Annotated in this window: 26 protein-coding genes and 1 tRNA gene; 9 read left to right on the forward strand and 18 right to left on the reverse strand. The window is 70.3% G+C overall.

Translation table 11 applies throughout. The features are described 5' to 3' along the window. Positions 1–27 precede the first annotated feature (27 nt). From NRP21_RS03065 to NRP21_RS03075, 3 genes are all read right to left on the reverse strand, one after another. Positions 28–465, reverse strand: a complete 438-nt coding sequence (locus NRP21_RS03065) for an allophanate hydrolase-related protein (protein WP_257714706.1) — start codon at positions 463–465, stop codon at positions 28–30. A 4-nt stretch (positions 466–469) separates the two neighbouring features. Then, positions 470–1,432, reverse strand: coding sequence for a tripartite tricarboxylate transporter substrate binding protein (locus NRP21_RS03070; RefSeq protein WP_257714707.1), 963 nt, complete (start codon positions 1,430–1,432; stop codon positions 470–472). Between the two features lie 89 nt (positions 1,433–1,521). Then, the gene (locus NRP21_RS03075) at positions 1,522–2,460 is read right to left on the reverse strand and encodes an aspartate carbamoyltransferase catalytic subunit (protein ID WP_257714708.1); all 939 of its coding nucleotides are present in this window, start codon (positions 2,458–2,460) and stop codon (positions 1,522–1,524) included. A 102-nt stretch (positions 2,461–2,562) separates the two neighbouring features. On the opposite strand from NRP21_RS03075, the gene NRP21_RS03080 reads away from it, so the two are divergent. Continuing rightward, complete coding sequence (locus NRP21_RS03080; protein WP_257714709.1) at positions 2,563–3,045, forward strand: GNAT family N-acetyltransferase; 483 nt, start codon at positions 2,563–2,565, stop codon at positions 3,043–3,045. Here NRP21_RS03080 and NRP21_RS03085 read toward each other — a convergent pair. The 5 genes from NRP21_RS03085 to NRP21_RS03105 all read right to left on the reverse strand — a co-directional run bounded on the left by NRP21_RS03085 (position 3,027) and on the right by NRP21_RS03105 (position 6,366). Next, complete coding sequence (locus tag NRP21_RS03085; protein WP_257714710.1) at positions 3,027–3,722, reverse strand: hypothetical protein; 696 nt, start codon at positions 3,720–3,722, stop codon at positions 3,027–3,029. The genes NRP21_RS03080 and NRP21_RS03085 overlap by 19 nt on opposite strands. 69 nt (positions 3,723–3,791) lie before the next feature. After that, positions 3,792–4,310, reverse strand: a complete 519-nt coding sequence (locus tag NRP21_RS03090; protein ID WP_257714711.1) for a chromate transporter — start codon at positions 4,308–4,310, stop codon at positions 3,792–3,794. Continuing rightward, the gene (locus tag NRP21_RS03095) at positions 4,307–4,897 is read right to left on the reverse strand and encodes a chromate transporter (protein ID WP_257714712.1); all 591 of its coding nucleotides are present in this window, start codon (positions 4,895–4,897) and stop codon (positions 4,307–4,309) included. The genes NRP21_RS03090 and NRP21_RS03095 overlap by 4 nt, the downstream gene beginning before the upstream one ends. A 72-nt stretch (positions 4,898–4,969) precedes the next feature. Beyond that, positions 4,970–5,431, reverse strand: a complete 462-nt coding sequence (ruvX, locus tag NRP21_RS03100) for a Holliday junction resolvase RuvX (protein WP_257714713.1) — start codon at positions 5,429–5,431, stop codon at positions 4,970–4,972. Positions 5,432–5,433: 2 nt separating this feature from the next. Continuing rightward, on the reverse strand, positions 5,434–6,366 hold the full coding sequence (locus NRP21_RS03105; protein ID WP_257714714.1) for an aspartyl protease family protein: 933 nt from the start codon (positions 6,364–6,366) through the stop codon (positions 5,434–5,436). Between the two features lie 108 nt (positions 6,367–6,474). Here NRP21_RS03105 and gatC point away from each other — a divergent pair, with 108 nt between their 5' ends. The 3 genes from gatC to gatB are packed head-to-tail and all read left to right on the forward strand — an operon-like array spanning position 6,475 to position 9,691. Then, complete coding sequence (gene gatC / locus NRP21_RS03110; protein WP_257714715.1) at positions 6,475–6,762, forward strand: Asp-tRNA(Asn)/Glu-tRNA(Gln) amidotransferase subunit GatC; 288 nt, start codon at positions 6,475–6,477, stop codon at positions 6,760–6,762. Then, the gene (gene gatA, locus NRP21_RS03115) at positions 6,762–8,243 is read left to right on the forward strand and encodes an Asp-tRNA(Asn)/Glu-tRNA(Gln) amidotransferase subunit GatA (RefSeq protein ID WP_257714716.1); all 1,482 of its coding nucleotides are present in this window, start codon (positions 6,762–6,764) and stop codon (positions 8,241–8,243) included. The genes gatC and gatA overlap by 1 nt, the downstream gene beginning before the upstream one ends. Further along, entirely contained in the window at positions 8,240–9,691 is a 1,452-nt protein-coding gene (gene gatB / locus NRP21_RS03120) for an Asp-tRNA(Asn)/Glu-tRNA(Gln) amidotransferase subunit GatB (RefSeq protein WP_257714717.1), read from the forward strand. The genes gatA and gatB overlap by 4 nt, the downstream gene beginning before the upstream one ends. On the opposite strand, the gene NRP21_RS03125 is transcribed toward gatB, so the two are convergent. The 4 genes from NRP21_RS03125 to NRP21_RS03140 form a co-directional block, all read right to left on the reverse strand. Further along, complete coding sequence (locus NRP21_RS03125) at positions 9,688–10,623, reverse strand: NAD(P)/FAD-dependent oxidoreductase (protein ID WP_257714718.1); 936 nt, start codon at positions 10,621–10,623, stop codon at positions 9,688–9,690. The two genes, gatB and NRP21_RS03125, sit on opposite strands and share 4 nt — an antisense overlap. A 50-nt stretch (positions 10,624–10,673) precedes the next feature. Further along, a complete protein-coding gene (locus NRP21_RS03130) occupies positions 10,674–12,281 on the reverse strand; it encodes an ABC transporter substrate-binding protein (protein WP_257714719.1) in 1,608 nt (535 codons plus the stop codon). Positions 12,282–12,406: 125 nt separating this feature from the next. Continuing rightward, complete coding sequence (locus tag NRP21_RS03135) at positions 12,407–12,736, reverse strand: TM2 domain-containing protein (protein WP_257714720.1); 330 nt, start codon at positions 12,734–12,736, stop codon at positions 12,407–12,409. A gap of 64 nt (positions 12,737–12,800) precedes the next feature. Continuing rightward, positions 12,801–14,168, reverse strand: a complete 1,368-nt coding sequence (locus NRP21_RS03140; protein ID WP_257714721.1) for a cytochrome P450 — start codon at positions 14,166–14,168, stop codon at positions 12,801–12,803. 143 nt (positions 14,169–14,311) lie between these two features. Between NRP21_RS03140 and NRP21_RS03145 the strand changes: the two genes are divergently transcribed. Both NRP21_RS03145 and NRP21_RS03150 read left to right on the forward strand, forming a co-directional pair. Continuing rightward, complete coding sequence (locus tag NRP21_RS03145; RefSeq protein WP_257714722.1) at positions 14,312–14,941, forward strand: glutathione S-transferase family protein; 630 nt, start codon at positions 14,312–14,314, stop codon at positions 14,939–14,941. 74 nt (positions 14,942–15,015) lie between these two features. Beyond that, a tRNA-Ser gene (locus NRP21_RS03150) sits at positions 15,016–15,108 on the forward strand. A gap of 597 nt (positions 15,109–15,705) precedes the next feature. On the opposite strand, the gene NRP21_RS03155 is transcribed toward NRP21_RS03150, so the two are convergent. From NRP21_RS03155 to NRP21_RS03165, 3 genes are all read right to left on the reverse strand, one after another. Continuing rightward, positions 15,706–17,538, reverse strand: coding sequence for a chloride channel protein (locus NRP21_RS03155; protein ID WP_257714723.1), 1,833 nt, complete (start codon positions 17,536–17,538; stop codon positions 15,706–15,708). Positions 17,539–17,584: 46 nt separating this feature from the next. Further along, positions 17,585–18,577: a Bug family tripartite tricarboxylate transporter substrate binding protein gene (locus tag NRP21_RS03160; RefSeq protein WP_257714724.1), complete on the reverse strand. Its 993-nt coding sequence runs from the start codon at positions 18,575–18,577 to the stop codon at positions 17,585–17,587. 161 nt (positions 18,578–18,738) lie between these two features. Then, on the reverse strand, positions 18,739–19,779 hold the full coding sequence (locus NRP21_RS03165; RefSeq protein WP_257714725.1) for a LacI family DNA-binding transcriptional regulator: 1,041 nt from the start codon (positions 19,777–19,779) through the stop codon (positions 18,739–18,741). Positions 19,780–19,922: 143 nt separating this feature from the next. Here NRP21_RS03165 and NRP21_RS03170 point away from each other — a divergent pair, with 143 nt between their 5' ends. After that, positions 19,923–21,374: a sulfatase family protein gene (locus tag NRP21_RS03170; RefSeq protein ID WP_257714726.1), complete on the forward strand. Its 1,452-nt coding sequence runs from the start codon at positions 19,923–19,925 to the stop codon at positions 21,372–21,374. Between the two features lie 26 nt (positions 21,375–21,400). Next, complete coding sequence (locus tag NRP21_RS03175) at positions 21,401–22,318, forward strand: formylglycine-generating enzyme family protein (RefSeq protein WP_257714727.1); 918 nt, start codon at positions 21,401–21,403, stop codon at positions 22,316–22,318. A 514-nt stretch (positions 22,319–22,832) separates the two neighbouring features. Here the strand turns inward: NRP21_RS03175 and NRP21_RS03180 are convergent. Continuing rightward, positions 22,833–23,906 carry a Bug family tripartite tricarboxylate transporter substrate binding protein gene (locus tag NRP21_RS03180; RefSeq protein ID WP_257714728.1) on the reverse strand — a complete coding sequence of 358 codons (1,074 nt, stop codon included), beginning with the start codon at positions 23,904–23,906 and terminating at the stop codon, positions 22,833–22,835. 20 nt (positions 23,907–23,926) lie between these two features. Continuing rightward, complete coding sequence (locus tag NRP21_RS03185; protein ID WP_257714729.1) at positions 23,927–24,940, reverse strand: M14 family metallopeptidase; 1,014 nt, start codon at positions 24,938–24,940, stop codon at positions 23,927–23,929. Between the two features lie 138 nt (positions 24,941–25,078). Here NRP21_RS03185 and NRP21_RS03190 point away from each other — a divergent pair, with 138 nt between their 5' ends. After that, positions 25,079–25,927 carry a LysR substrate-binding domain-containing protein gene (locus NRP21_RS03190; protein ID WP_257714730.1) on the forward strand — a complete coding sequence of 283 codons (849 nt, stop codon included), beginning with the start codon at positions 25,079–25,081 and terminating at the stop codon, positions 25,925–25,927. A gap of 13 nt (positions 25,928–25,940) precedes the next feature. On the opposite strand, the gene NRP21_RS03195 is transcribed toward NRP21_RS03190, so the two are convergent. Then, the gene (locus NRP21_RS03195; protein ID WP_257714731.1) at positions 25,941–26,927 is read right to left on the reverse strand and encodes a Bug family tripartite tricarboxylate transporter substrate binding protein; all 987 of its coding nucleotides are present in this window, start codon (positions 26,925–26,927) and stop codon (positions 25,941–25,943) included. Between the last annotated feature and the right edge of the window lie 31 nt (positions 26,928–26,958).

Here is a 26,958-nt window from a genome sequence, read left to right on the forward strand (position 1 = left end):
CCCTCCGCGTTCCCGGGGCTTCGGCGGTCAGGCCTGCGGAATGCCCTGGGCCAGCACATAGGCCCGCCAGCCGCCATGGGCCGTGATCTCGGTCCGGCCTTCCACGAGCCGGGGCTCCGCCAGCACGCCCAGCGGCGCGGTACCGTCCGAGAGGAGCACGCGGCCGACGCAGAGCCCATCCGGCTCGCTCTCGACGATCCCGGCGAAGCCGGCACGGGGAACGGCGTAGAGTTCCGCGCCGATGGCCGCCCCGCCCGCGGGCGCGTGCAGCATGCCGGGGAAGCGGTCCGCGATGGACCAGAGGCGGTATCGCGGAGCGGTCGTCACCTCGCGCAGGAAGACGGCGCCGGCCTGCAGCATGCGGTCATGCGCCCGCATGCCACGCATCAGCCCGCCATTGACGACGAGGGCGACGTTGCCCGGCGGGATGCCTGGCACCTCGGCCGGTCGTGGGGGAAGGGTCATCGCCTCAATCCGCCTTGATGTTCGCGCTGCGGATGATGGCCGCGTTGCCGTCGATCTCCGCGCGAACGAAGCTGTCGAAGGCGGCGCGGCTCATCTGGCGCGGCTGCACGCCGAGCTCCACGAAGCGCGCGGCGATGGCGGACTCGGCGAGCGTGGCGGCCACCGCCTCGCTCAGCCGGTCGAGGAGCGGCGCCGGGACGTCGGCGCGCGCGATCAGGCCGAACCAGGAGTTGGAGGTCACGCCTGGCAGGCCTGCCTCCGCGAAGGTCGGGACATCCGGCAGCACGTCGGCGCGGCGCGAATCGGCGACGGCGATCGCCCGCACGCGGCCGTCGCGGATCATGGGCAGCGTGTCCGGCAGGTTGTTGAACATCATGGGCACCTGGCCGCCCATCATGTCCTGCAGGGCCGGCGCGCCGCCCCGGTAGGGCACGTGCTGGATCTCGATCCCGGCGGCCTGCTTGAAGCTCTCCCCGCCAAGATGGCTGGAGGTGCCGTTGCCGAAGGAGGCGTAGCTGAGCTGCCCGGGCCGCGCCTTCGCCGCCGCGACCACCTCGGCCACGGTCCTCGCGGGGAAGTCGTTGTTCACCACCAGCACGTGCGGGTTGAAGCCGATGGAGGCGAGCCCCGTGAAGTCGCGCCGCGCATCGAAGGGCGGGTTGCGGACCAGGGTGGCGTTGATGGTGAAGCTGTTGGCGATGAAGAGGATGGTGTCCCCGTCGGCCGGGGCTTTCGCGACCAGGTCCGTGCCGATGATCGTGGCACCGCCCGCGCGGTTCTCAACCAGAACCGTTCGGCCCAGCCGCTCCGCGAGGCGGGGCTGCATCAGCCGCACCAGGACATCGCTGGTCCCGCCCGGTGGAAAGGGGATGACGATCCGGAGCGGACGGGCCGCGCCGCCCGTCTGAGCCATGGCCGGGAGGGGCAGGAGGGCTGCGGCGGCGAGAAGGTGGCGGCGTGACGGCATGGGACGGACCGGCCGGGGCTGTTCCCGGCCCCTTTCAGCGGGACGATACGGAAGGTGGGTCGCTCATGACAAGCAATCCACGTGCCGGATCAGCTGTTCCGCCGGGTGCTCTTGGAGAGGATGTCGAGCACGGCCATGCGGACGGCGACGCCCATCTCCACCTGCTCGCCGATCACGCTGCGGGTCGGGTCGTCGGCCACCGCGCTGTCGATCTCCACGCCGCGGTTCATCGGGCCGGGGTGCATGACGATGGCATCGGGCTTCGCCAGCTTCAGCTTCGCGGCGTCCAGCCCGTAGAAGCGGAAGAACTCGCGGGCGGAGGGGACTAGGCCGCCCTGCATCCGCTCCTTCTGCAGGCGCAGCATCATCACCACGTCCGCGTCCTTGATGCCCGCGCGCATGTCGTGGAACACCTCCACGCCCAGCGCCTCCACCTCGGCCGGGATGAGCGTGGGCGGGCCTACGACGCGGACGCGGCAGTTCATCGCCAGCAGCAGGTGGATGTTGCTGCGGGCCACCCGGCTGTGCAGCACGTCGCCGCAGATCGCGACGGTGAGGTTCTCCAGCGTGCCCTTGCGGCGGCGAATCGTCAGCGCGTCCAGCAGGGCCTGGGTGGGGTGCTCGTGCGTGCCGTCGCCGGCGTTGATCACCGCCGCTTCCACCTTCTGCGAGAGGAGGGCGGGGGCACCGGACTGGGCGTGGCGGACCACCAGAAGGTCCGTCTTCATCGCGTTGAGGGTAGAGGCGGTGTCGAGCAACGTCTCGCCCTTGTTCACGCTGCTGGTGGAGACGGACATGTTGATCACGTCCGCGCCCAGGCGCTTGCCCGCGAGCTCGAAGCTCGTGCGGGTGCGCGTGCTGTCCTCGAAGAAGAGATTGATGAGGGTCAGGCCGCGCAGCACGTCCCGCTGGGTCTTCCCGCCCCGGTTCAGAAGGGCGTAGCTCTCAGCAAGGTCCAGGAGTTCCGCGATATAGGGCGGTTCCAGCCCTTCGAGCGCGAGGAGGTGCCGGTGCGGGTAGAGGGGCATGGGGCCTCGCTGGCGGTGGACGGGGCGAGGGAGGGCGAGTCGCCGACCCCCGGCTGTTTAGGGGAGGCAGGCCTGGGCGAAAAGGGTTGGGCTTGGCGCCCCATGGTAACGGGGGACCTGCCCGCGGTCTCGGCCATCGCGGCGGCCGTGCATCCCGGGCACCCGGAATCGGATGCCGTCTTCGCGGAGCGGCTCGGGCTTTTCCCGGCGGGGTGCCTGGTACTGCAGGCGGGCGCCGGGGCCGCGGGATACGCCATCGCCCATCCCTGGCGAAGGCGGCGACCGCCGGCGCTGGACACGCTTCTGGGCGGGCTGCCTGAGGCGCCGGGGGTCCTCTACCTGCACGACCTGGCGATCCTGCCGGAGATGCGCGGCGGCGGGGCCGGCGGGGCGGTCGTGCAGGTCCTGTCGGAGCTGGCCGGGGGGCTTCCGATGGCCCTCGTCGCGATCGGGGGCACGGGCGTGTTCTGGCGCGCCCAGGGTTTCGCCGCCGTGCCGGACCCGGCGCTGGACGCGGTGCTGCGGCGCTACGACCCCGGTGCGCGCTACATGGAGCGGGCGGCGGATCAGCCCGTGCGGCGGTAGGGGCCGGTGAAGCTCACCCCGGCTTCCCCGCAGCGGCCATTGTCCTGGACGATGAGGTACGGGCCCCGGCGCCGGAGGGCGACGCGGCAGAGCGCCGCCTCCTCCGGCACGTCCGGGCGGGTGGCGCCGTCCTCCCCGATCGTGAAGGCGGCATCGTCGCCATCGGTCTCGATCCGGGCGTCCAGCACGCCGTGATGGACCGTAGGGCGTGGGGTGCGGCGGGTGGTGCGGGCGCCTGATCGGGCTTCGCCGCGCAGGACCAGGGCGCCGTCCAGCGTGGCGGTGACAACGAGGTAGCGGTCCGGCCCATTGTGCCAGCGTCCCACCCAGTCCGCGGCGCGGAGCGGGACATCGGGCGCCGGGGCCAGGGCTTCGGTGGGTAGCCAGCCAGTGGTGAGCCGGCCCCGCGCATCGGCCCGGGTGACGCAGGTGAAGGGGCCGCTCGTCTCACCGGCCACCACGCGGAACCGTGGGCCGAGCGTCGTGCCGGTTCGGCAGGCGGCGGTCTCTGCGGGGCAGCCCGCGTCCTCGGCCCCGCGGTAGAGGGGGCGGGACGGGCCGTCCCGCACCATGCGCAGATCGGCGGGCGTGCCGGCGGGGCCGAGGCCGAGGCAATCGGCGGCCTGGGCGGCGAAGGGCGCGAGAAGGAGGGCGAGGGCGGCGGACAGGAGGCGCATGGATGAAGGCTAGCCGCTCCGTACGAGTCCGCATCCACCCGCGCTGGTCAACTCTCGGCAGGGGGGCCGCTACGACAGGGCCAGCCCGGCGACCGCGCCCCCGGCGAGCAGCCAGAGTGGATGCAACTTCGTCGTCATGGACAGGGCGGCGACGGCGGCGGTGATGGCACCGAGCAGCCAGTGGGTGGTAGTCGCCTCTGTGATCAGCAGGGCGCTGGCCGTGACCAGCCCGACCGTCATCGGCACCAGCCCGGCCTGCACCACCTTGCGCCAGGGGCGGTCCTTGAAGCGCCTCCAGAGCCCCATGACGATCCCGGTGAGGATGGAGGAGGGCCCGAACTTCGCCAGCGAGGAGACGAGCACGCCCGACCAGCCCGCGACGTGCCAACCCACCAGCGGCACGACCATCATGTTCGGGCCCGGCGCGGCCTGGGCGAGCGCGAAGAGGGCGGTGAAGTCCTGCGCGCTCATCCAGCGGTGCACCTCCACCACCTGGCGCTGCATCTCCGGCAGGATGGTATTCCCGCCGCCGAAGGCGAGCAGCGAGAGCTGGGTGAAGATGACGGCGAGGGCGACCAGCGTGGTCATCGGCCGGACCACCGCACGGCGAGGATGCTGAGGGGCGCCAGCACGGCCATGCTCGGCAGCAGGGGAAGGCGCAGCACGGCGATGGCAAGGACGGTGAGGAGGACGATCCCCAGCGCCACCGGGCGGGTCCTCAGGGGCGAGAGCATCTTCAGGGCGGTGGAGGCCAGCAGCCCCGCCGCGGCGGCGGCCAGGCCCATGAAGATGTGCTGGAGCGTCGGGTCGTCCTTGTACTGGTCGTAGAGGACGCCGAGCCCGATCACGACGGCGGTGGGGCCGAGTATGAGGCCGAGGAGGGCGGAGACGGCCCCGGCCACGCCGCGGAACTCAAGCCCGACCGCGACGGAAAGGTTGATGATGTTCCCACCCGGCAGGAACTGGCAGAGGCCCAGCAGCTCCGTGAACCCGTCCGGCGTAAGCCAGCGCCGGTCCTCCACCAGCATTCGGCGCGCCATGGGGAGGACGCCGCCGAAGCCGATCAGGCCGAGGCCGAGGAAGCCGAGGAAGAGCTGGGCGCAGCTCGGCGGCGCGCGGCCGGTGCCGATTCCGTCCAGCGGCAGGGCCGCCGCGCTGTCACTCGGACCCTGCATCGGCTCGGGCTCCCCTGCTGCTTGTATCCCACGGGATGCGCCAGCCGCTGCGGGATGTCCAATGCGCGGCGATCAGCCCCGCGTGGCGTCCAGCGCGGCCTGGAGCATGTAGGCGGCGGCGGCCGCGTCCACCGCCTTGGCGCGCTTCGCGCGGGAGAGGTCGGCCTCGATCATCATCCGGTTCACGGCGGAGGAGGAGAGGCGCTCGTCCCACAGCGCCACGGGCAGGCCGGTGGTGTCGGAGACCGCCATGGCCCAGTCCTTCGCGGCCTGGGCGGCGGGGCCGAAGGAGCCGTCCATCCCCAGTGGCAACCCGCAGACGAGGCCGCCCGCGCCCTCCTTCTCCGCGATGCGGCGGATCTCGGCGGCGGTAGGGGCCAGCTTGCCCCGGGGCAGGGCCGCGTAGGGCGAGGCGAGCATCAGCAGCACGTCCGAGAGGGCGATGCCGATGATCTTGCTGCCGGGATCCAGCCCGATCAGGCGGGCGTGGCGGGGCAGGGCGGCGCGTAGCTGGGGGAGGGGGGTGACGGGCATGGTCAGCGGGCCGAGGGGCCGACCCAGAGGCGCCGGGCCGCATAGGAGAGCAGGAGGCGGCGGGTGCCGAGGATGTCCTGGCCGAGCACCAGCTCCACCGGCAGGGAGGGCGGCAGCGGCGCGATGACGATCGGCATGGCGGCCGTGGTGAGCTCGCCCAGGCGGAGGGTCGCACCCTCGTGGATATGGAAGGAGGCAGCTTCCCCGCCGGTGCCGAAGACGGTGCCGGCGGGCGGGGCGCGGAGGGCGGCGGCGGGGATGCCGAAATCCGTGATCCGGTCCTGCCGCAGCACGGTGCGGACGGCGCCCGTGTCGAGCAGGGCGCGGGCCGGGCGCCCGTCGAGGGTGAGGGGGACAACCACCAGCCCCTCGCCGGTCACCTCGACCGGGATGGCCTCGGCGGGCCAGGGGGGCGGGGCGGCGATGCAGGCGGGGGAGTCGTGCAGCACGGCCCGCCCCGCAGGCAGGTCCAATTCCAGGGCACCATGGCGCAGCAGGTCGGCGCCGACGATGCCGGCGATGCCCCCTTCGTCTCCGCTGCCGGGTGCCACGGGCAGTGAGAGGTTCAGGAACACGCGGCGGCCGATCTGGAAGTGGCGCAGCAGAGCGTTGGGCATGCGGGAGGTGCCGCCGATGCCGGTGATGGGGGTGGCGCGGTCCGGGTCCATCGAGAGGTCAAGGGCGGCGGCGGCCTCTGGGCGCAGCATCGTGAGGCCGGACCCGGTGTCCAGCACGAAGGGCAGAGCGGCGCCGTTCGCCTGGGCGAGCACCACGGGCAGGGGGCCGACGGCCGCGCCGCCGAGCAGGGCCCGCGCCGCCGGGGAGGCCGGGGCGGCGAGGACCAGGCGCTCGCCTTCCCCGGGAGGGCAGGCGGCCCGGGCGGCGCCGGCGCTGAGGAGGAGGGCGGCAAGGATGGGGAGGGGGCGGAGCCTCATGCCGGTGCGATATGCGCCCGGGAGAACGGCGGGGGAAGGCGCGGCCCCTTGACTTGAGGGGGGGCGGCGGCTTCCTGAGGGCTGATTGCCTTCAGACCAGGACGTTCCATGTCACTCGACCTGCAGACCGTGAGGCGCGTCGCGTCGCTCGCCCGGCTCCATCTGGACCAGGGGGAGGACCAGCGCCTGCAAGCGGAGCTGAACGATATCCTCGGCTGGATCGAGCAGTTGCAGGCCGTGGACACGGAGGGGGTGGAGCCGCTGGCCGGCGCCGGAGCCTCCGCCATGCCGATGCGCGAGGATGTCGTAACCGATGGCGGGCAGGCGGCGGCCGTCCTGGCCAATGCCCCGGACCGCGCGGGCGAATTCTTTGCCGTTCCGAAGGTTGTCGAGTGATGCACCCCACCGATTTCACCATCCGCGGCGCGCTCGAGGCGCTGAACGAGGGGATCGTCACCTCCGAGGCGCTGACGCAGGCGCATCTGGACGCGATCCAGGCGCTGAACCCGCGGCTGAACGCCTTCATCACCGTGACGGCGGAGAAGGCACTGGAGGCTGCACGCGCCTCGGACAAGCGGCGCTCCGACGGGCTGGCGGGGAAGCTGGAAGGCATCCCGCTGGCCATCAAGGACCTGTTCTGCACGGCCGGCACCCGCACCACGGCGGCCAGCCGCATCCTGGGCGAGTTCACCCCGCCCTACGAGAGCACGGTGACGTCCAACCTGCTGCGGGACGGCGCGGTGTTCCTGGGCAAAGTGAACCTGGACGAGTTCGCCATGGGCTCCTCCAACGCCACCTCGGCCTATGGCGAGGTGGAGAACCCCTGGCAGCGCTCCAACGACGACGGCGTGCGGCTGGTGCCCGGTGGGTCCTCCGGCGGTTCTGCGGCGGCGGTGGCCGCGCGGCTGGCGCTGGGCGCGACGGCGACGGACACGGGCGGCTCCATCCGCCAGCCGGCGGCCTTCTGCGGCATCGCCGGGATCAAGCCGACCTATGGGCGCTGCTCGCGCTGGGGCGTGGTGGCCTTCGCCTCCTCGCTTGATACGCCGGGGCCTGTGGCGCGCACGGTGGAGGATTGCGCCATCCTGCTGGAGAGCATGTCCGGCCACGATCCGAAGGACAGCACCAGCGCCAACCTGCCGGTGCCGGACTTCGCGGCGGCCTGCGCGCGCGGCGTGAAGGGCCTGCGGATCGGCGTGCCGAAGGAGTACCGGCTGGAGGGAATGCCGGAGGAGATCGAGGCGCTGTGGCAGCAGGGCCTGGACTGGCTGCGGGCCGAGGGCGCGGAGATCGTGGACATCTCCCTGCCGCACACGAAGTATGCGCTGCCGACCTACTACATCGTGGCGCCGGCGGAGGCCTCCTCAAACCTCGCGCGCTACGACGGCGTTCGCTATGGCGCGCGGGTGAATGGCGAGGACCTGAAGGACCTGTACGAGCGCACGCGCGCGGCGGGCTTCGGGGCCGAGGTGAAGCGGCGCATCATGATCGGCACCTATGTGCTGAGCGCCGGCTACTACGACGCCTACTACCTGAAGGCGCAGAAGGTGCGCACGCTGATCAAGCGCGACTTCGACGAGGCGTTCAAGACCGTGGACGCCATCCTGACGCCGGCCACCCCTTCTGCCGCCTTCGCCGCGGGGGAGAAGCAGGACGACCCGGTGGCGATGTACCTGAACGACGTGTTCACCGTGACGGCCAACCTGGCGGGCATCCCCGGCATGACGGTGCCGGCGGGGTATGACCGGCACGGGCTGCCGCTGGGCCTACAGGTGCTGGCGCGCGACTTCGACGAGGAAACCGTGTTCGCGGTGGGCACAGCGATCGAGCTGGCAGCGGGCCTGAAGGCGCTGCCGCAGGTGAGGGCTTTCGCATGACCTACACCATCGAGGGCGAGACCGGCCCCTGGGAGCTGGTGATCGGGCTGGAAGTCCATGCCCAGGTGACGAGCAATGCCAAGCTGTTCAGCGGCGCGGCCACGGAGTTTGGCGCGGAGCCGAATTCGCAGGTCAGCTTCGTGGATGCGGGCTTCCCGGGCATGCTGCCCGTGATCAACCGGGAATGCGTGGCCCAGGCGGTGCGCACGGGGTTGGGGCTGAACGCGCAGGTGAACCCCTGGTCGCGCTTCGACCGGAAGAACTACTTCTACGCTGACCTGCCGCAGGGCTACCAGATCAGCCAGTTCGCGCACCCGATCGTGGGAACGGGCGTGATCACCGTGGAACTGTCCGACGGCAGCACGAAGGAGATCGGGATCACGCGCCTGCACCTGGAGCAGGATGCGGGCAAGTCGATCCACGACCAGCACCCGACGAAGAGCTTCATCGACCTGAACCGCTCCGGCGTGGCGCTGATGGAGATCGTGTCGGAGCCGGACATGCGTTCGCCGGAGGAGGCGGGGGCGTACCTGACGAAGCTGCGGCAGATCCTGCGCTATCTCGGAACGTGCGACGGGAACATGGAGCAGGGCTCGCTGCGGGCGGACGTGAACGTCTCCGTCCGCAAGGCCGGCGAGGGCTTCCGCACGCGCTGCGAGGTGAAGAACGTCAACTCCATCCGCTTCGTCATGCAGGCGGTGGAGGCGGAGGCGCGGCGGCAGATCGAGGTGTGGGAGTCCGGCGGCACCGTCGATCAGGAGACGCGCCTCTTCGACACCTCGCGCGGCGTGACGCGCTCTATGCGGTCCAAGGAGGACGCGCATGACTACCGCTACTTCCCGGACCCGGACCTGCCGCCACTGGTGATTGATCCGAGCTGGATCGAGGAGCTGAAGGCGGGCCTGCCGGAGCTGCCGGACGCGCGGCGCACGCGCTACGTGAACGACTTCGGGCTCTCGGCCTACGACGCCAACGTGCTGACCGCGGAGAAGGAGACGGCCTCCTTCTACGAGGAGGTGGCCGCCGGGCGCGATCCGAAGGTGGCGGCGAACTGGGTGACGGGCGACTTCTTCGCCATGCTGAACCGGATGGGGAAGGGGATCGAGGACAGCCCCGTCTCTGCCAAGCACCTGGGCGCGCTGCTGGACCTGATCGCGGACAAGACCCTCTCCGGCAAGATGGCGAAGGAGGTGCTGGAGGCGATGGGCGAGACCGGCAAGGCGCCCGGCACCATCGTGGAGGAGCGCGGGCTGCGGCAGGTGACGGACACGGGGGCGATCGAGGCCGCCGTGGACGCCATCATCGCCGCCAACCCCGACAAGGTGGAGCAGTACCGCGCCAAGCCGACGCTGTTCGGCTGGTTCGTCGGCCAGGTGATGAAGGCCATGAAGGGGCAGGGGAACCCGGCCCTGGTGAACGAGGTGCTGAAGGCGAAGCTGGACGGCTAGCGGTTCTGGTTGCCGCCCGGCTCATCCTCGGTTGGCAGCTCGCAGCGGTTGTGGATGTCGGTGGCGGCGATGGCGGCGTGGCCCATCGCCACCACGATCTGATTCAGCCCGCGCACCACGTCCCCGGCAGCGTAGAGCCCGGGAACCGTGGTGCGGGCGTGGTCGTCCACGGTCAGGGCACCCGTCTCGTCGCACTCGGCGCCCAACGCCGTGGCGAGGCCGGAGCGGACCTTGAGGCCGAGGGCGGAGTAGAGCGTCTCGAAGCGGTACTCCTGCCCGCCGAGGCGGATGGCGGAGATCCGGTCCTCCTCCGTCTCCAGCGCCTCGATGGGGGCGGTGAGGAGGCGGATGCCGTGCTCCTCCGCGCGGGCGCGATCCTCGGCGGAAAGGGTCTCGCCGAGGGTGAGGAGGGTGACGTCCCGGGTATAGGTGCGCGCGACGAACACGGCCTCCCCCAGCCCTCGCGCGCCATGGCCGAGGATGGCCACCTTGCGGCCGCGCGCCTCGTAGCCGTCGCAGATCGGACAGTAGCGGAGCAGGCCGCGCTGCAGGGCCTCGTGCAGGTCCGGCAGGTCGGGCGGGGTGTCGCGGCAACCGGTGGCGAGCAGGACGCGGCGGGCGCGGATGTCCTCGCCATCGCCCGTGGAGGCGACGAAGTGGCCGTCCTCCTTGGCCAGGGCCGTTACCTCCGCATGGCGCGGGGCGATGCCGTAGCGGGCGAGGCTCTCCCGCTGGCGGGCCAGCATCTCGCGGCCGCCGATGCCGTCGGCGAAGAGGGAGACGTTGTGGCTGGTGGGGATCCAGGCCGCGCGGCTGTCACCGCCGTCCATCAGAGCGAAACGGCGCCGGAAGCGGGCGAGGTAGAGTGCGGCGGTCAGCCCCGCCGGGCCGCCGCCGATGATCAGGGCATCGAGGATGCCGTCTTTGGCCATGAGTCACCTCCGCGCGCGGGTCAGACGCGCGGGGGGTGCGTACGGTTTCCTCAGCCTACGGCCCGCTTCGCGCCGCCGGCCATGGTGTACTCGTCGGCCCGTGCCTCATAGGTTAGGCCGCCCTTCAGCGCCCAAATGTTCTTCTGCATGTGCAGGGCGATGAGGGCGACGTCCTCCATTGCCACGCGCATGGCCTGGCCGAAGATCGCCTCGCGCTTCGCATCGTCTGAGGTTCGCAGCCCTTCGTCGGTCAATGCGTCCACCCGCGGGTTGGAGTAGCCGTTGAAGTTCACAGTGCCGAAGCCCTTCTCCGGGATGCGGGTGGTGAGGTTGCCGCGGATGGCGGTGGAGGGCTCCCCGGCTGTCGCCCAGCCGATGAGCATGGCGGACATGTCGTTCTTCGCCTGCCGCTGGGCAAGGACGGCGAAGGGCATCGCCTCCACCCTCGTGCGGATGCCGATGCGCTGCCACATCTGGCCGACGGCCTGGATGATCTGCGCGTCGTTCACGTAGCGGTTGTTGGGGCCGATCAGGGTGATCTGGAAGCCGTTGGGATAGCCGGCATCGGCGAGCAGGGCCTTGGCGCGGTCGATGCTGAAGGTGGGCGGCGGCAGGTCCGCCACGTAGCCGTTGGCACCGGGCGGCATCATCTGCCCGATCGGCGTGGCCGCGCCCTGCATCACACGGTCCACGATCGCCTGGCGGTTGATGGAGATCGAGAGGGCCTGGCGCACGCGGAGGTCGCGCAGCGGGTTCTTGGTGAACGGCTTGCCGTCATTGTCCGTGATGTGCGGCGAGACATCGTGCGCAGTATCGAGCTTGAGATAGATGCAGCGCAGGCTCGGCACCTCGGCGAAGGTGATGCCGGGGGTGCTGCGCAGGCGCGGCATGTCGTTGGGCGGCACGACATCGATCATCTGCACGTCACCGGAGAGAAGGGCGGCCACACGCACGCCGTCCCCGGGGATGAACCGGTACACCACCTGGGACCATTCCGGCTTCTCGCCCCAGTAGGCGTCGTTGCGGGTCATCACCACGCGATCGTCGGGGTTGAAGGAGGCGAAGCGGAAGGGGCCCGTGCCGATCATCGCGCGGCCGTTGTTGAAGTCGCCGGTGGTGACGTTGTCGCCGACGGCCTTGCAGATGATGTAGACCTGGCTCAGGTCCTGCGGCAGCAGCGGGTAGACGCCGTTCGTCCTGAAGCGGATCGTGTGGGCATCGACGATCTCGGTGCCCGTGATGGCCTTCGTGTAGATGCCGAAGGAGCCGGGGCTGTTCACCACGTTGGGCACGCGCCTATAGGTGAAGGCCACGTCCTCGGCGGTGAAGTCGTGGCCGTTGCTGAACTTTACGCCGCGGCGCAGCTTGAACTCCCAGGTGGTATCGTCCACCAGGCGCCAGGACTCCGCGAGGGCCGGGCGCAGAGCGGCCTTCGCGTCGCGGCCCACAAGCTGGTCGAAGAAGTGCTCCGCCATCATGTTGTTGGGCGAGAGCGTGTGGTAGTGCGGGTCCAGCGAGGTGACGGGGGCCGCGACGGCGAGGTTCAGCGTGGAAGCCGGCCCTGTTCCCGTTTGGGCCCGGGCGCCGGGCGCGAGCAGCCCGGCAGCGGGAAGGGAGAGAAGGGCGCGGCGCGGCAGCGCGGGCGTGCTCGGGGCCATGGTCGTCTCCATGCGGTTCCGTGACGGCCTGGCATCCCCGGCTCCCCTGTTCGCCGGGAATGCCGGGTGGATTGGCGCATGGTGGCGGGGCTGGTGTCAACGCGAACGCGGAACGAGCCGGGCTGCTACCGCCCGAGCGAAGCGATAATCCCGCGATTGTAGGACCGGATCATGCCCGGGATCAGGAAGGCATCCACGAGGAGCCAGAGCCCGATCAGGAACAGGCCGACATAGCCGATGGCGACCGCGGTCAACGCCCAGGAGACGAGGCTGACGACGAGCATGACCAGGCCGCTTCCCATCCGCCCGGCATAGAAGCGGTGGGCGGCGAACCAGCCGAGGAAGAACCAGAGGACGTAGGCGACGAGCACGGAGCGCTTGTTGGCATCGTAGTGCATCATCGCCGCGGCGTCGCTCAGGCCGGTGTTGCCGGAATTTGGAATGCGGCCGGACATGCGATTCGGGTTCCCCTCTGCTCTCGGAAACTGCGGCGGGCGGGCGGTGGCGGGCAAGCCCGGCTCAGCGCCGCTCCACTCTCATGGGCATGCCGCGGGCGGGGCGCAGCGTGATCCGCATCTGGAGGCCGGGATCGAAGCCCGGCTCCGGCCGAAGCCGCAGGGCTGGCAGGAGCGTGCCGAGGATGGCTACGGCCTCCTCCAACGCGAAGCCAAGGCCGATGCAGATGCGGGGGCCGCCTCCGAAGGGCAGCCAGGCGTAGCGATGGCGCGCCTTGGCCGCCGCCGGCTTGAAGCGAGAGGGATCGAAGCGGTCCGGATCGGGCCAGAGACCTTGCAGGCGGTGGGTGGCGACGACGGGCAGCAGGACGTTGGCCCCGCGCTCCACCCGTTCCCCGCCCAGCATTACCTCACGGGTGGTGGTGCGGGCGATGATGGGGGCGGGCGGGTAGAGGCGCAGCACCTCCTGCACCGTCTGGCGCGCGCGGGGGAGGGCCGCGACGTGGGACGGCAGGAGCGTGGCTCCGCCGGTCACGGAGCCGATCTCGGCGAGGAGGCGCGCCTCCTCCTCCGGGTGTTTCGCCAGCAGGTAGAAGGCCCAGGTCAGGGCGAGGGCGGTGGTCTCGTGCCCCGCGGTGATGAAGGTGAGGAGGTTGTCGGCGATGTCCCGGTCGTCCATCGCCTGGCCCGTCTCCGGGTCGCGCGCGGCGAGGAGGGAGGCGATGAGGTCGTCGCGCTCCGAGCCGAGGCGCCGGCGCTGTTCGACCAGGCGCAGGAGCTCGCCGCGCAGGTAGTCCCGCGCGCGGGCAGCGCGGCGCTGGCCGGGGTAGGGGGTCCATGCGGGGGCGCGGGCGAAGGCGAGGGCGATGGACCAGCCCGTGCTCGCCAGGTACTCGGTGATCCCACGCTCCACCCTGGCGACGTCGATTGCGCCGTGGCCTGAGAGCATGGTTTCCACGATGATGTCGAAGGTGGTCCGCATCATTTCGTGGCCCAGCTCGACCGTACTGCCGGGTGGCAGGGCCAGCCAGCGGTCCCGCGTGGCGGCCGCGGCGTCCAGCATCGGTTGCAGGAAGCCGTTCACGCGGTCCGGACGGAAGATCGGGGCCACCGCCCGGCGCTGCCAGCGCCAGCGCTCGCCATCGGCGGTGAGGATGGCATCGCCGAGCGCGGGCGCCAGGGCACGGCGCATGGCGTCCGACTTCACGAAGGCGTCCACTTCGGTCAGCAGCACGGTCTGGATCAGGTCGGGGCCGGTGACGAAGACGCGCGGCCGGCCCAGCAAGGTGCGGCGGGTGAGGGGCTGCTCGAACGCCTCCCGCGGCAGGGCTTCCAGCGGGTTGCGGATGATGGCCCGGATCAGAGCGAGGCTGCCGAGCGGCGCCTCCGGCGGGGTGAGACGGGCGAGGTCGGGCTGGTGTGTGTCCGGCATGGCACCGGGCATATCGCCCTGGGTGGGGGCTGGTTCCAGAGTGAGGCCGGGGTGGCTTCTCATCTCGGCAGGGCGGGGCGATGCTGCCGCCCGCCCGGAGCGGAGGCCGATCGCCCGGCCCTGTTGAGGCATGGAGAGCGCGGATGATCACGCTGCACACATGGAATACGCCGAACGGGCGCAAGATCAGCGTGGCGCTGGAGGAGATGGGGCTTCCCTATGAAGTGAGGACCGTGAACATCGGCAAGGACGAGCAGTTCCGGCCGGAGTTCCTGGCGATCAGCCCCAACAACCGGATCCCCGCCATCGTGGATGACGAGGGGGCGGGCGGGCAGCCGATCAGCATCTTCGAATCGGGGGCGATCCTGCTCTACCTCGGGGAGAAGACCGGGAAGTTCCTGCCGCCGGACCTTCGCGCGCGGGTGCCGGTGCTGGAGTGGCTGATGTGGCAGATGGGTGGATTCGGGCCCATGCCCGGGCAGGTGCACCACTTCCTGATGCAGCCGGACGGGCCGGCGAAAGACTACGGCCTCGCCCGCTACGGGAAGGAGACGCGCCGGCTCTATGGCGTGCTGGAGAAGAGGCTGGCGGGCCGGGACTTCGTGGCGACGCAGGGGGAGCCGAGCGTGGCTGACTTCGCGATCATCGGCTGGGCCTGGCGGCATGAGCGTCACCAGGTGCCTTTCGACGACCTGCCCAATGTTGCGGCCTGGTATGAGCGGATGATGGCGCGGCCCGGCGTGAGGCGCGGCTTCGAGGTCGCGCTTTCCTGACCGGGGAGGTTTGACGGCAGGCCCCGGGGCGGTTAGAAGCGGGGCCTGCAACGCCGTGTGACTTCCACTCCTGCGGAGGGGTGGCCGAGTGGCCGAAGGCGGCGGTTTGCTAAACCGTTATAGGATGTCAAGTCCTATCGTGGGTTCGAATCCCATCCCCTCCGCCATTTACCCTTGCAAAGCCTAGCTAATCTGCGTCATCCAAATTCCCTTGCCGAGAGGGAGATCTGGCACGTCCGGGCAGGTGCCGGGTCCCTTTTTGTGCCACCCCCCCCCCGTTCTTGTTCTGTGAGGTGATCGAGGTCGGTCTCGGTCGTCCGGAGGGAGCTATGCCCGAGGGTTGAACAGGACGTAGATGTTCCCGCCCGCTACGAGCCACCGGACCGCCAACCAGTGCCGCAGGTCGTGAACCCGGAAGCAGTGAAGGTGCGGCCATGCTCCCGCTCCTGACGCAAGTTGATGGGATCCGGCCGCTCGCGAACCATGGATCGGTCGTAGTCGCGGGCCGGGTTGCGCGTCCGCCACTCTCAGAAAGCGCGGTTCCTTTTCCCTATACGGCGCAGCGCTACGGGCTGTGATCAGCACGCGCGTTTCGAGGGCTCGCCAGACCACAGAAGCTCCGGCCAGAACCACCCGATGCGACCTGCCAAAAACCCTCTTGGCGAGTTAGGCAGGGCAGGGGAGGGCAGGCAAGAAATCGAACGAAGTTAAGCCTGCTGTACCCTCGACGACGCCGACCGTTTTCGGCAGGCGCGATGGCCCTCTCAGCTAATACCGGCCTCGTCCCGGCGGCGCCGATCAAGCTCCTCGCCGTAGCGGCGCAGCAGGTGTGCCTCGGTCACGATCCCGATCACGCGCCGCGTCTCCTTGCCGTCCAGGACGGCCAGCACGTCTGCCTCGGCAGCCTCGAACAGCGCGAGCGCCTCCTTCACGTTCATGGCCGGCAACAGGGCGCGGTCGCGGAGGTGCAGCAGCGACGAGACCGTGCCGCCCTCGTCGGTGGGGGCCACGCCGTGTGCCTCGGCCACTTGGACCATGCCGGCGTACCGCCCGGCCTCGTCCACCACCACGACCTGGGCGCTGGATCCGAGGGGGAAGTCCCGCGTGAAGGCGGAAAGCCGCGTGTCGGCCCGGATGGTCCGCTCGTTGCGGCGCATCACCTTGCCCACCGTGAGGTCCCGGATCCAGCCGACATCATGCGGGCCTCGGATCGCCTCGCCGCGCAGGTGGAAGCGCCAGGTGGCGAAGGAGTAGCCGAAGAGCCGCCGTACGACGATCGCGGCCGTGACCACGGCCACCAGGACCGGCCCCGCCACCGCGAAGTCTCGCGTGGTCTCCAGCGCAAGAAACGTCATGGCGAGCGGCGCGCCGATCACCGCGGCCCCGAAGGCGCTCATGCCCACGATCGAGAGGAGCATGGAATCCACGGTCGGCAGAACCGTGGCGGCGGTGACCGCCGCAAAGAGCTTGCCGACGATCGCCCCGAGCAGGATGGACGCGAAGAAGAGGCCTCCACGGAAACCTGAGCCGATGGAGATGGCGGAAGCGAGCGCCTTCAGGAGGACCAGGACCAACAGGAACTGGAAGGGCAAGTCGGTCAGCAGGACGTCGTGAAGAACGCCGTGCCCGCTGGACAGCACGCCGGGCGTGACGATCGCCAGGCCGCCGACGAGCAGGCCGCCCGCCGCGGGTCGCAGTGTCTGCCACGGTACGCCCCGCCGGATCAGGCCCTCGGCCACGCTCATTCCGCGCATCAGGGCTATTCCGAGCAAGCCACAGAACAGGCCTGTGAGAAGCGCGTAGACGTAGTCCCCGGCATCCGGTGCGCCGATGGCGCCGGCCGCAGTCTTCACGCCGGCATCGTCAAGCAGGCCCGCGGCCAGGGTGCCCGCCACAGCGCTCGCCAGCACGGGCGCGAGGCTGCTCAGGGCGTAGATCCCGATCACCAGCTCGAAAGCGTAGAAGGCGCCCGTGAGCGGCGCATCGAAGGAGGCCGCGATGGCGCCCGCCGCCCCGCAGCCCACCAGGAGGCGAAGGTCGCTCCGCCGCACCCCGAAGGCCCGCCCTAGCCGGGATGCAATCCCGGCGCCGACCTGGGCATAGGCCGCCTCCAGCCCGACGGAGGCGCCACCCCCGTTCGAGACGACGTTCTGCGCGGCAACGATCACCCCATCCTTGATCGAGGCGTTTCCACCGTGCAGGGCATTGGCCTCGATCGGGTCCACCGGCGTGCGCGGGTACCAGCGGGCCAGCACGAGGTTCAGGAGGCCGAGGACGAGGCCGCCAACGGCCGGCAGGAGGAGCAACGGAAGCGGGGAGATCCGCCGCATGGCGCTTACCCCGTGCTCGGCGCCCTCTCCGAAGAGCAGGATATGAAGCTGCCCAACGGCGCCACCGAGCAGCCGGGCGAGGACGCCGCTCGCCACCCCCGCCGCGATTGCCAGGACGAGGACGCCGAGCTCGCCCCTCCGGATCCAGGCCCGCAGCGCCGCGAGCCCCCGAGCGGGATGGGCGACCGTGAGGCGCAGGCGCCGGAGCTGGCGCGCACGCCGCCGGCGCCAGCCGGACAGGCGCACAGCGACGGTCGTGCCCGTCATCAGCGGGCCACCCCCGGGCCAGACGGCAGGGCGATGGCCCCGCGCATCAGTTGAGGGTGATGCCGGCGTCCCGGATCACGCCGCCCCAGCGCTCGCGCTCGGCACGCAGGAAGGCGGCGAACTCCGCCGCTCCGCGGAAGCGCACATCGGCGCCCTGGGCTGCCAGCGCCTGCCGCACCTCCGGCTCCTGCAGGGCGGCCTCCATGGCCTTCTCCAGCTTCTCGATGATTTCGGGCGGCGTGCCCGCCCGCGTCACCAAGCCCTGCCAGCCATAGACCACGAAGTCCGGCAGCCCCGCCTCGGCCGTGGTCGGCAGGTCAGGCAGGATGGCGCGCCGCGCATCCGAGGTGATGGCGAGAAGCTTCACCTGCCCTGCCTCCACCATCGGCCGCATGATATTGTAGGAATCGATCATCATCTGGGTTCGGCCGGTCGCGAGGTCCTGCAGCGCCGGCGCGCTGCCGCGATAGGGAACATGGACGATGTCTGTGCCGGCGCGGCGGTTGAAGAGCTCCAACGCCAGATGCGAAGGACCGCCAGAGCCGCCAGACCCCGCGTTCAGCGCGCCGGGGCGGGCCTTCGCGTAGTCGATGAACTCGCGCAGCGTGCCCACCGGCAGGCGGCTGTGTACGGTGACGACGAGCGGCACCTCCACCGCCTGCGCCACGGGCGCGAAGTCGCGCACCGTGTCGAAGCGCAGGTGCGGGTAGAGGGCGTTGGTGACGGCGAGATTGCCGACATTGCCGAAGAAAAGGGTGTTCCCGTCGGCCGGCTCCTGGAACAGCACTTCCATTGCCAGATTGCCGTTTGCGCCGCCGCGGTTCTCGATCACGAAGGGCTGTCCGAGGCGCGAGGCCGCGCGCGGCAGGACGATGCGGCCGACGATGTCCACGCCCCCGCCTGGCGGGAAGCCGATCAGGACCCGCACGGGGCGATTGGGCCAGGCCTCCGCGCCTTGGGCGCGCGCGCCCGAAGCCAGACCGGGCAGCGCGGCCAGGGAAAGTGCGGTCGTGGCGAGCCGACGCCGGGTGAGCTTCATGCATTCCCTCCTCTGTCGGCCCGCATCCCCGGCGAGCGCTTCGGAGGTCCTTCGGCCCGCATGAGGAGGGACGGCGGCGCCGTTCGCGCGCGACGGGCATCAGGATGACCCGGGGATCGTAGCGCTGCGAGAAGGGCTGTCAATGCGATGGGGGCGTCCGATCAACTGCTCCGGCGCGGAACCAACTCGAAGCCGAGGTCGATCATCCCGGCACGTGCCGGAGGCTCCGCCCCGGCCAGGCGCTCCTGGATCAACCGCCCCACCTCCCGCCCGATCGCCTCACCCGGTGGCCGGATGGTGGTCAGCGGCGGCACGCAGGAGGCGCTGAAGCCGAGGTCGCCGAAGCCGACCACCGCCAACCCTCCGGGCACCTCGATCCCGCGCCGCTGGCACTCGAACAGCGCCCCGAGCGCCATCAGGTCGTTGGAGCAGGCGATCCCGTCGATCCGTGTCCGGCCCGATAGCGCCTCGGCCAGCAGGCGCCCGCCCAGCTCCGTGCTCGCCCGCTCGGGCGCGCCGAGGATGAGGGGCGCCGCCAGTCCAGCGGCGGCCGCGGCCGCGGCGAAGCCCTCCGCGCGCTGCCGCGCCCGTCGGTCCTCCTCCATCCTTGCCCCGAGGAAGGCGAAATGCCGGCGGCCGCGCTCGGCAAGGTGCCGAAGCGCCGTCGCGCCGACCTCGCGGTGGTGGAAGCCCACCGCAGTGTCGATCGGGCCCCCGCCGCACTCCCAGATCTCGAATACCGGCGCCGAGCTCTCGAGGAGCAGCCGCATCGTGCCGCGGCCGTGCTCCAGCCCGACCAGCACGACGGCGGCTGGCGCCCAGGACAGGGCGGTCCGCACCAGCCGCTCCTCCCGCGCCGGGTCGTAATCGGTGTTTCCCAGCAGGAGCTGAAGGCCGGCCGGCTCCAGGGACTGTTGCAGGGCGGAAATCGTGTTGGCGAAGAAGTCGTTCTGGATTGTCGGGACGATCACGCTCACCGCGCGCGAGCCGGCAGCCGCAAGGCCTCCGGCGACGAGGCTCGGCACATAGCCCAGCGCGTCCACCACCCTCGCGATCCGCGCTCCGACAGCGGGGGAGACCTGGCCGGGCTTCCGGAGATAGAGCGACACGGTGGAGGGCGAGACCTCCGCGGCCCGCGCGACCTCCGCCATTGTCACGCGCTGCATCCGGCGCCGGCGGCGCGTGGTCAGTCTCTGGTCCATCGGGGGATCCACTGCATGGCGGGGCTCTAGACTAGGTTGGGGCGGTTCGCACGCCGGGTGCGCAGCTTGACCCCGCTTCGATCGCAGCGCTACGAAATCTGCTGGGATCGCCGCCCCGCCGGCGGGACAAGGAGGACCGGCCCGTGGACAAGCCTGCACGCCCGAATATCGTTTTCGTCATCACGGACCAGCAGCGCTTCGACACGATCGCCGCGGCCGGGTTCGACTACATGACCACTCCCGTGCTCGACCGGCTGGCGAGGGAGGGCGTGCTCTTCACCCGGATGTACGTCACATCTCCCTCCTGCGCGCCGTCTCGGGCCAGCCTGTTCACGGGCCTCTACCCTCACACCAACGGGGTGTTCCGCAACGACGAGCGCTGGACCCATACCTGGGTGCGGCAGCTGGCGGATGCCGGGTACCGCTGCGTGAACGTGGGCAAGATGCACACGCATCCCTTCGAGGAGTCCTTCGGCTTCCACGAACGCCACGTGGTGGAGAACAAGGACCGCGCCACGCCCCGCCTGCCATATTTCCTGGACAACTGGGACAAGGCCTTCTTAGCCCACGGGCTGGAGAAGCCGAGCCGCGTGACCTACGCCCGGCGGGAGGACTACCGCGACCGCCTCGGCGCATTCGTGTGGGAGCTGCCTGAGCAACTGCACTCCGACAACTTCGTGCCCGGCCTGGCCGCCCACTGGATCGACACGTGGCGCGGGCAAGGTCCCTTCTTCCTGGAGGTGGGCATCCCCGGACCGCACCCGCCGTATGACCCCACGCCCGATGTGCTGGAGACGTACAAGGGGCGCGACCTGCCGAAGCCGATCTGGGACCGCGCCGACATCGACAGCCAGCCGACGGCGCTGAAGAAGCTGCGCGAACAGCACCTCTCCGTGGACCACGATGCGGTGGTGCACCTGGACGAGCCGACGCCGGATCAGACGCAGCGCCAGCGCGAGCACTACTTCGCCAACGTTACGATGATCGATACCCAGATCGGCCGGCTGATGGAGGCGCTGGAGCGCCGCGGCGTGCTGCAGGATACGGTGATCATCTTCACCTCCGACCACGGCGATTGCCTGAACGACCACGGCCACAGCCAGAAATGGACGATGTACGAGCAATCCGTGCGCGTGCCCGCCATCGTCTGGGCGCCGGGCCGCGTCGCGGCGGGGCGGACCGTCGAGGACCTCGTCTCCCTGTTCGACTTCGGCCCGACCATTCTGGAACTGGCCGGCATCAGCGCCCCGCGCTGGATGGAGGCGCGCTCCCTGATGCCGTACCTGACCGAGGGCGAGGTCGAGCCGCGGCCCCACGTCTTTGCCGAGCACGCGGGCGACCGCATCCTCAGCGGCACCGAGTTTATGACGATGATCCGGGACGACCGCTGGAAGCTCGTCCACTTCGTGGACAGCGAGGAGGGCCAGCTCTTCGACATGCAGGCGGACCCGCAGGAGCTGCGAAACCTCTGGAACGATCCGGCGCACGAGCCGGTCCGCCGCGCGCTGATCAACGAGATCCTGAAGTGGCGGATCCGCAGCGACCTGAAGACCCAGGGCTGGACGGAGGCCGTGAAGGACCGCGGCGGGCGCTGACTGCCATGGAGGGCCCGGAGGAAGGGATGGTCTGGATCGCCGGCGGCACCTTCCGCATGGGATCGGACCGCCATTACCCCGAGGAGGCGCCTGTTCACGAGCGCAGCGTGGGCGGCTTCTGGATGGATCGCGCTCCCGTGACGGTGGGAGACTTCGCCCGCTTCGTGAAGGCGACGGGGTACCGCACCGTCGCCGAGCGGCCGCCCCGGCCGGAGGACTATCCCGGCGCCGATCCGGCCCTCCTCGTCCCCGGCTCCGTCGTGTTCACCCCTCCGGGGAGCCGTGCGGAGATGCGCTTCTGGGGCGACTGGTGGCGCTTCGTGCCCGGCGCCTGCTGGCGCGACCCCGACGGCAGTGGCGCCGCGCCCGACCCGCGCCACCCCGTGGTGCAGGTGTGTCACGAGGATGCCGCGGCCTACGCGGCCTGGGCGGGCAAGGCGCTGCCCACCGAGGTGGAATGGGAGTTCGCGGCACAGGGCGCGGCAGGGGGCACGGAGTTCGCCTGGGGCGATGACCTGGCGCCTGGCGGGCGGCACTTGGCGAATACCTGGCAAGGAGAGTTCCCCTTCGAGAATCGGGTGGAGGACGGCTTCGCGGGCACCTCGCCCGTGGGCAGCTTCCCGCCCAATGCGCACGGCCTCGTGGACATGATCGGCAATGTCTGGGAGTGGACGGACGAGGACTGGCGATCCGGCCACCCTCGCGAGGCGACGCGGCCCTGCTGCACTCCGGGCCCCGCCCCGCGTGTACCGGAACCCGCACAGGGCCCCCTCGGCGGGCCCATGCCGCGCAAGGTCATCAAGGGCGGCTCGCATCTCTGCGCACCGAATTACTGCCACCGCTACCGTCCCGCAGCGCGCCAGCCACAATCCGTCGAGACGGGCACGACGCATGTCGGCTTCCGTTGCATCGTTCGGCCGGATATGGCGCCCGCTCGAACTTGAAGCACCCGCAAGGGGGGCTGGAGCGTCGAGCCTGCTGCAAATCGGAGCAGGCCTGGGCGCGGAAAACATCAGCATCCGGCCAAAACCCTGACCTGCGCGACCGGTGAGGAAAGAGACTTGCTATGATGTCCGGACCCGGAGCCCTGCCGCCCCGACAGGCCAGATCCAACGCGGGACATTGGCCACGATCTCACGTCCGACCTGTCTGGACCGGCCGAAGGCGGCATGGCCGCTCCTGACAGTTCGCAATTGGGGTCGAAACTCGATCAGGCTACCGATCTGGCGAGGTAATCGGGACTCCGTGTTGCTGGTGCGCGGCACGGAGGTGGTCTTGGCAGACCTGTTCCGGTTCTCAGATGCATAGTGGGCCGTGATCGAGCCGTTCACGCCCACGAACCAGCGCGGTGCTCACCGGCAGGATGACCGCCGCCATCGTCGCCGTTTAGTGCTGATTGAGGCCGGACCCTGGGAACGGGTAGGGGGCGTTGACGATGCTGGGGGTACACCCCTTCGGTCAGTCGGGCGTGGCACCAGAGAGCACGACGAGGCGGCTCCATTTCGGAATCTCCGCCTCCATGAACCGCGCCAGATCCTCGGGCGAACCCGGTGAGACGGCGGCACCGGATTCAGTCAGCCGGGCGCGGACGGTAGAGTCCGCCAGGGCTTCACGAAGCGCCGCGTTCAGCCGCGCCGTCCGCTCCGCCGGGATGCCCGCCGGCCCGTACAGCGCCTGCCAGGAGACGAGATCGAAATCTGGCGCGCCAGCCTCGCGGAAGCTCGGAACGTCTGGCAGCAGATCGGACCGGCCACCGGAGGTCACGCCGATCGCCCTTGCCCGTCCGTCCTTCGCGAGCGGCGCGGCGGTGACGATGTTGTCCACCACCCCGTGCACGTTCCCTGCCATCAGGTCGGACAGCGCTTGGCCACCGCTGCGGTAGGGCACGTGCTCCATCCGAATGCCGAAGGCGTCGCCGATCATCGCGCCGCTGAGGTGATTGGAGGAGCCGACACCAGCTGTGCCGAACAGCACGGCGCGCTGGGCCTTGCCCCAGCGCACGAACTCCTCGGTGTTGCGAACCGGGACGTGGTTGCCGATCAACAGAACGTTGGGCTGACTGAGAATCATCGAGATGGGCGTGAAGCTGCGCTGCGGGTCGTAGGGCAGCCGCGCACCGAAGAGCTGCTTCGCGATGGCGTGCGAGCTCACCGCGCCAATCTGGATCACATGGCCGTCCGGTGCCGCGCGTGCCACGTAGTCGGAGCCGACGATACCGCCGCCCCCGGCCCGGTTCTCGACCACGACAGTCGTGCCCAGGGCTTTGCCCATCCCGGGCGCGATCAGCCGTGCGAGCACGTCCGCCGAGCCGCCTGGCGCGTAGGTCACGACGAGGCTGATGGGCCGGCTGGGCCATGGATCCTGCGCCAGCGCCGGAGGGGCCAGCGCCGCGCCGGTAAGCGCGCCAAAGGAGCGGCGCGAGATGGGGTGAAAAAGAGCCTGCATGGCTGAAACATCCTTGTTTGATCGGATGCCGTTGTTTCTGGCGCAGCCTTTCCCGCCTTCGTGCCGCAGCCGCCTGGCGCGCGACACGGGCCGGATCCTTCGTCCCGTCAATCGATCGGGACATCATCCCATTCCCAGGCCACGAAGGCCGCACGATCACCCGATTGCATCACGGGGTCGCGGCGAAGGGCGATGACGAAGACATCCCTGTCCTGGGTGACAGTCTCGACCAACTCGCCCCAGGCGTTCCGGATCCGCAAGATCGGCTCGCCAGCCTTCACCACGCTGCCCGGCACGACGCCGGTTTGCGCGAAACCACCATGGCTGCAGGTGAGGTGCCCGCGCCGCGTTGCGCGGAGAAGGCTGCGCGGCAGGGCCGGCGCGCTGCCGCCGAGCATCCCCATCGACGTGGCGAGCCCGCGCAGCCCGGTGGTGGCCGCGGCGATGAAGGGTGATTCTGCACGGCCGCCGCCGCCGACCTCCAGCATGAAGGCGGTGCGCCCGCGCGCGAGGAGCTGGTAGTCGAGCGCGCCGGCGATGTTGCCGGGCAGTTCCGCCCCGCCTGCTGCCACCGACATGCGGCAGGAGATGGCGGGCGAGAAATGCGCCGTAAGCCGCAGGAGTTCGGCCTCGGTCACACCGCTGTCCGGGTGCAGCTTGTAAACAGCGTAGGGTCGGCCGTCATAAGGCGTTCCGACGGTGTGCATGCAGACCGTGACATCGGCGTGCTCCGCGATGTGGGGAAAGAGTGCGGCCGCGAGACGCTGCGTCGGCAATCCATCGGCGCGACCGGGATAGGACTGGTCCAGGTCCTCCTCATCTGCCGGCGTGCGCTTGCGCCGCGCGTCCAGGGCAAAGGGATTGGCTGTCGTACTCAGCACGATGCTGCCGGAGAGCGAGGTCGGGTCAATTGAGTCCATCAGGTCGAAGGCGGCGAGCAACCCGTTCAATTCGTCGCCGTGTACCTGGCCGTTGATCCACAGGCACGGTCCCGGCCGCGCCCCGCGAAGGATGGTGACGGGGATGCCCAGCTCCGTCCCGCTGGCACTCGTCCCCAAGGCGATCCGTGCTTTGTGGCGGCCAGGTGCGGAAGCGGCAAAGGCCGTCGGGAAGTCCTGCATCGTCGCTCCTGCCTCGCTAAGGTTTGCAGCCCGATTGCTGCACGTATCACCATCGTCCAGCTTATGTTTTTACGGTTGCAAACCGGCGACAAGCGAATTCTTGACGCGCTACTCATTAGAAGGCCTGATAATAACGCCGTGAGCCGCAATCTCGATCTCGACCTGCTCCGGAGCTTCGTGGCCGTGGCGGATGCCGGCAGCTTCGCCGCCGCCGCCGCCCGGGTCCACCGCACTCAGTCCGCCGTCAGCCAGCAGATGCAAAGGCTGGAGGCGTCGACGGGCCGCGCACTTTTCGGGCGGGATGGCCGCCACAAGCGCCTGACCGAGGATGGCCTTCGCCTGCTGACCTACGCGCGCCGCCTTGTCGCTCTGAATGACGAGGCCAACGCCGCCCTTGGCCCAGGCGGACCGACAGAGGTCGTGCGCCTCGGCGCAAACAACGACGTGGTGGACAGCATGCTTCCGGCCCTGCTCGGCCGCATCGCCCGGAGCCACCGCAACATCCTGTTGGAGATCCGCACGGGCCGCAGCCCCTTCCTGATGGAGGAGCTGGAGCGCGGCGAGCTGGATCTCGCCATCACGACGCGCGACCACCGCAGCTTCCCACGCCTGGTTCTGCGCCGTTCTCCTGCCGTGTGGTTTTGCAGCGCGGACTTCGCGCACCGGCGCGATGCGCCATTGCCCCTGGTCCTGTCCAACGAGCCGAGCCTGTTCCGTAGCCTGGCCATCGACGCGCTCGACCGTGCCGGCTGCCCCTGGCACCTCGCCTATCTCAGCCTCAACCTCGGTGCCATCCGAGCCGCGGTCCGGGCCGGATTGGGGGTCACGGCGCGCAACATCGAGATGCTGACGCCGGAACTGCGGGTCTTGAGCGAGGCGGATGGGCTGCCGCCCCTGCCCAATGTCACCTTCTCTCTCTTCCTGCGCACGGGCAGCGGGGAGGCGGCACGGCGGATCTTCGACGGGCTGTCCGACGTCGCATTCTGACGACGCTGCGCGATCATCCCTCCACGCGGATGTTCCGCTGCCGAATCACCTCGCCCAGTCGCTCGGTCTCGCTTCGGATGAAGGCCCCCAGCTCGGCGGGGGAGGAAGCCTCCCCGTCCAGGCCGGCCCCAGCGAGGCGGCGCGCGGTCTCGGGCCTGGCCACGGCCTCGCGCATGGCGAGGCTGATCCGCTCCGCGGCAGGGCCAGGCATGCCGGCCGGTGCCATGATGGCACCCCAGGACGTGCTCTCGGCCCCCTGCAATCCCATCTCGGCCACGGTTGGCACGTCAGGCAGCAGCGGATTGCGCTTGTGCCCCGTCGAGGCGAGGGCGCGCAGGCTTCCCTCCCGAATCGGCGCGATGGAGGAGGCGGGCTGGTCGAGGAGGAGCTGGATCGTGCCCGCCATCAGGTCGCTCATCGCCTGGCCGCTGCCGCGATAGGGCACGTGGGTCATCTGGATCCCGGCGGCGCCTGCGAAGACCTCGGTGAAAATGTGGGTCGCCGTGCCCACGCCACTGGAGCCGTAGGAAATCGCGCCAGGCTTGGCCCGGGCCAGCGCGAGGAACTCCGGAAGAGTGCGGGCCGGAAGGTTGGCGGGCACCACGACGAGGATGTCTGTGCGGAAGGCAAGGGAGACGGGCGCGAGGTCGCGCTCGATGTTCACGCTGCGCATCAGTCCGAGGTTAGGCGCGATGGTCATCACGCCGTTGGTGCCGAGGAGCAGGGTGTGGCCATCCGGGGCGGCCCGCGCCACCGCCTCGGTCCCGATCGCGCCGCCCGCGCCCGCGCGGTTCTCGACAACCACAGGCTGGCCCAGGGTCTCCCCCATGCGCTCGGCGAGGATGCGCGCGCCGACATCGGTCGATCCCCCCGGGGCGAAGGGAACGATGAGGCGCAGCGGGCGAGAAGGCGCCCACCCTCCCTGTGCGGATAGGGGCCGCGCCGTCAGAACCGCGGGTGCGGCCAGGAGAAGGTTCCTGCGACCGTGCTCGTGCGCCATCTTTCCCCCATCGCGGCAGTATCTGCCCGCC

The sequence above is a fragment of the Roseomonas populi genome, assembly GCF_024594815.1.
GTDB classification, from domain to species: Bacteria; Pseudomonadota; Alphaproteobacteria; order Acetobacterales; family Acetobacteraceae; genus Roseomonas; species Roseomonas populi.

Bases quoted from the DNA above. Each gene is read 5' to 3' on its own strand.
- NRP21_RS03065 (WP_257714706.1), bottom strand. From the start codon at position 465: ATGACCCTTCCCCCACGACCGGCCGAGGTGCCAGGCATCCCGCCGGGC.
- NRP21_RS03070 (WP_257714707.1), bottom strand. From the start codon at position 1,432: ATGCCGTCACGCCGCCACCTTCTCGCCGCCGCAGCCCTCCTGCCCCTC.
- NRP21_RS03075 (WP_257714708.1), bottom strand. From the start codon at position 2,460: ATGCCCCTCTACCCGCACCGGCACCTCCTCGCGCTCGAAGGGCTGGAA.
- NRP21_RS03080 (WP_257714709.1), top strand. From the start codon at position 2,563: ATGGTAACGGGGGACCTGCCCGCGGTCTCGGCCATCGCGGCGGCCGTG.
- NRP21_RS03085 (WP_257714710.1), bottom strand. From the start codon at position 3,722: ATGCGCCTCCTGTCCGCCGCCCTCGCCCTCCTTCTCGCGCCCTTCGCC.
- NRP21_RS03090 (WP_257714711.1), bottom strand. From the start codon at position 4,310: ATGACCACGCTGGTCGCCCTCGCCGTCATCTTCACCCAGCTCTCGCTG.
- NRP21_RS03095 (WP_257714712.1), bottom strand. From the start codon at position 4,897: ATGCAGGGTCCGAGTGACAGCGCGGCGGCCCTGCCGCTGGACGGAATC.
- ruvX (WP_257714713.1), bottom strand. From the start codon at position 5,431: ATGCCCGTCACCCCCCTCCCCCAGCTACGCGCCGCCCTGCCCCGCCAC.
- NRP21_RS03105 (WP_257714714.1), bottom strand. From the start codon at position 6,366: ATGAGGCTCCGCCCCCTCCCCATCCTTGCCGCCCTCCTCCTCAGCGCC.
- gatC (WP_257714715.1), top strand. From the start codon at position 6,475: ATGTCACTCGACCTGCAGACCGTGAGGCGCGTCGCGTCGCTCGCCCGG.
- gatA (WP_257714716.1), top strand. From the start codon at position 6,762: ATGCACCCCACCGATTTCACCATCCGCGGCGCGCTCGAGGCGCTGAAC.
- gatB (WP_257714717.1), top strand. From the start codon at position 8,240: ATGACCTACACCATCGAGGGCGAGACCGGCCCCTGGGAGCTGGTGATC.
- NRP21_RS03125 (WP_257714718.1), bottom strand. From the start codon at position 10,623: ATGGCCAAAGACGGCATCCTCGATGCCCTGATCATCGGCGGCGGCCCG.
- NRP21_RS03130 (WP_257714719.1), bottom strand. From the start codon at position 12,281: ATGGCCCCGAGCACGCCCGCGCTGCCGCGCCGCGCCCTTCTCTCCCTT.
- NRP21_RS03135 (WP_257714720.1), bottom strand. From the start codon at position 12,736: ATGTCCGGCCGCATTCCAAATTCCGGCAACACCGGCCTGAGCGACGCC.
- NRP21_RS03140 (WP_257714721.1), bottom strand. From the start codon at position 14,168: ATGCCGGACACACACCAGCCCGACCTCGCCCGTCTCACCCCGCCGGAG.
- NRP21_RS03145 (WP_257714722.1), top strand. From the start codon at position 14,312: ATGATCACGCTGCACACATGGAATACGCCGAACGGGCGCAAGATCAGC.
- NRP21_RS03155 (WP_257714723.1), bottom strand. From the start codon at position 17,538: ATGACGGGCACGACCGTCGCTGTGCGCCTGTCCGGCTGGCGCCGGCGG.
- NRP21_RS03160 (WP_257714724.1), bottom strand. From the start codon at position 18,577: ATGAAGCTCACCCGGCGTCGGCTCGCCACGACCGCACTTTCCCTGGCC.
- NRP21_RS03165 (WP_257714725.1), bottom strand. From the start codon at position 19,779: ATGGACCAGAGACTGACCACGCGCCGCCGGCGCCGGATGCAGCGCGTG.
- NRP21_RS03175 (WP_257714727.1), top strand. From the start codon at position 21,401: ATGGTCTGGATCGCCGGCGGCACCTTCCGCATGGGATCGGACCGCCAT.
- NRP21_RS03185 (WP_257714729.1), bottom strand. From the start codon at position 24,940: ATGCAGGACTTCCCGACGGCCTTTGCCGCTTCCGCACCTGGCCGCCAC.
- NRP21_RS03195 (WP_257714731.1), bottom strand. From the start codon at position 26,927: ATGGCGCACGAGCACGGTCGCAGGAACCTTCTCCTGGCCGCACCCGCG.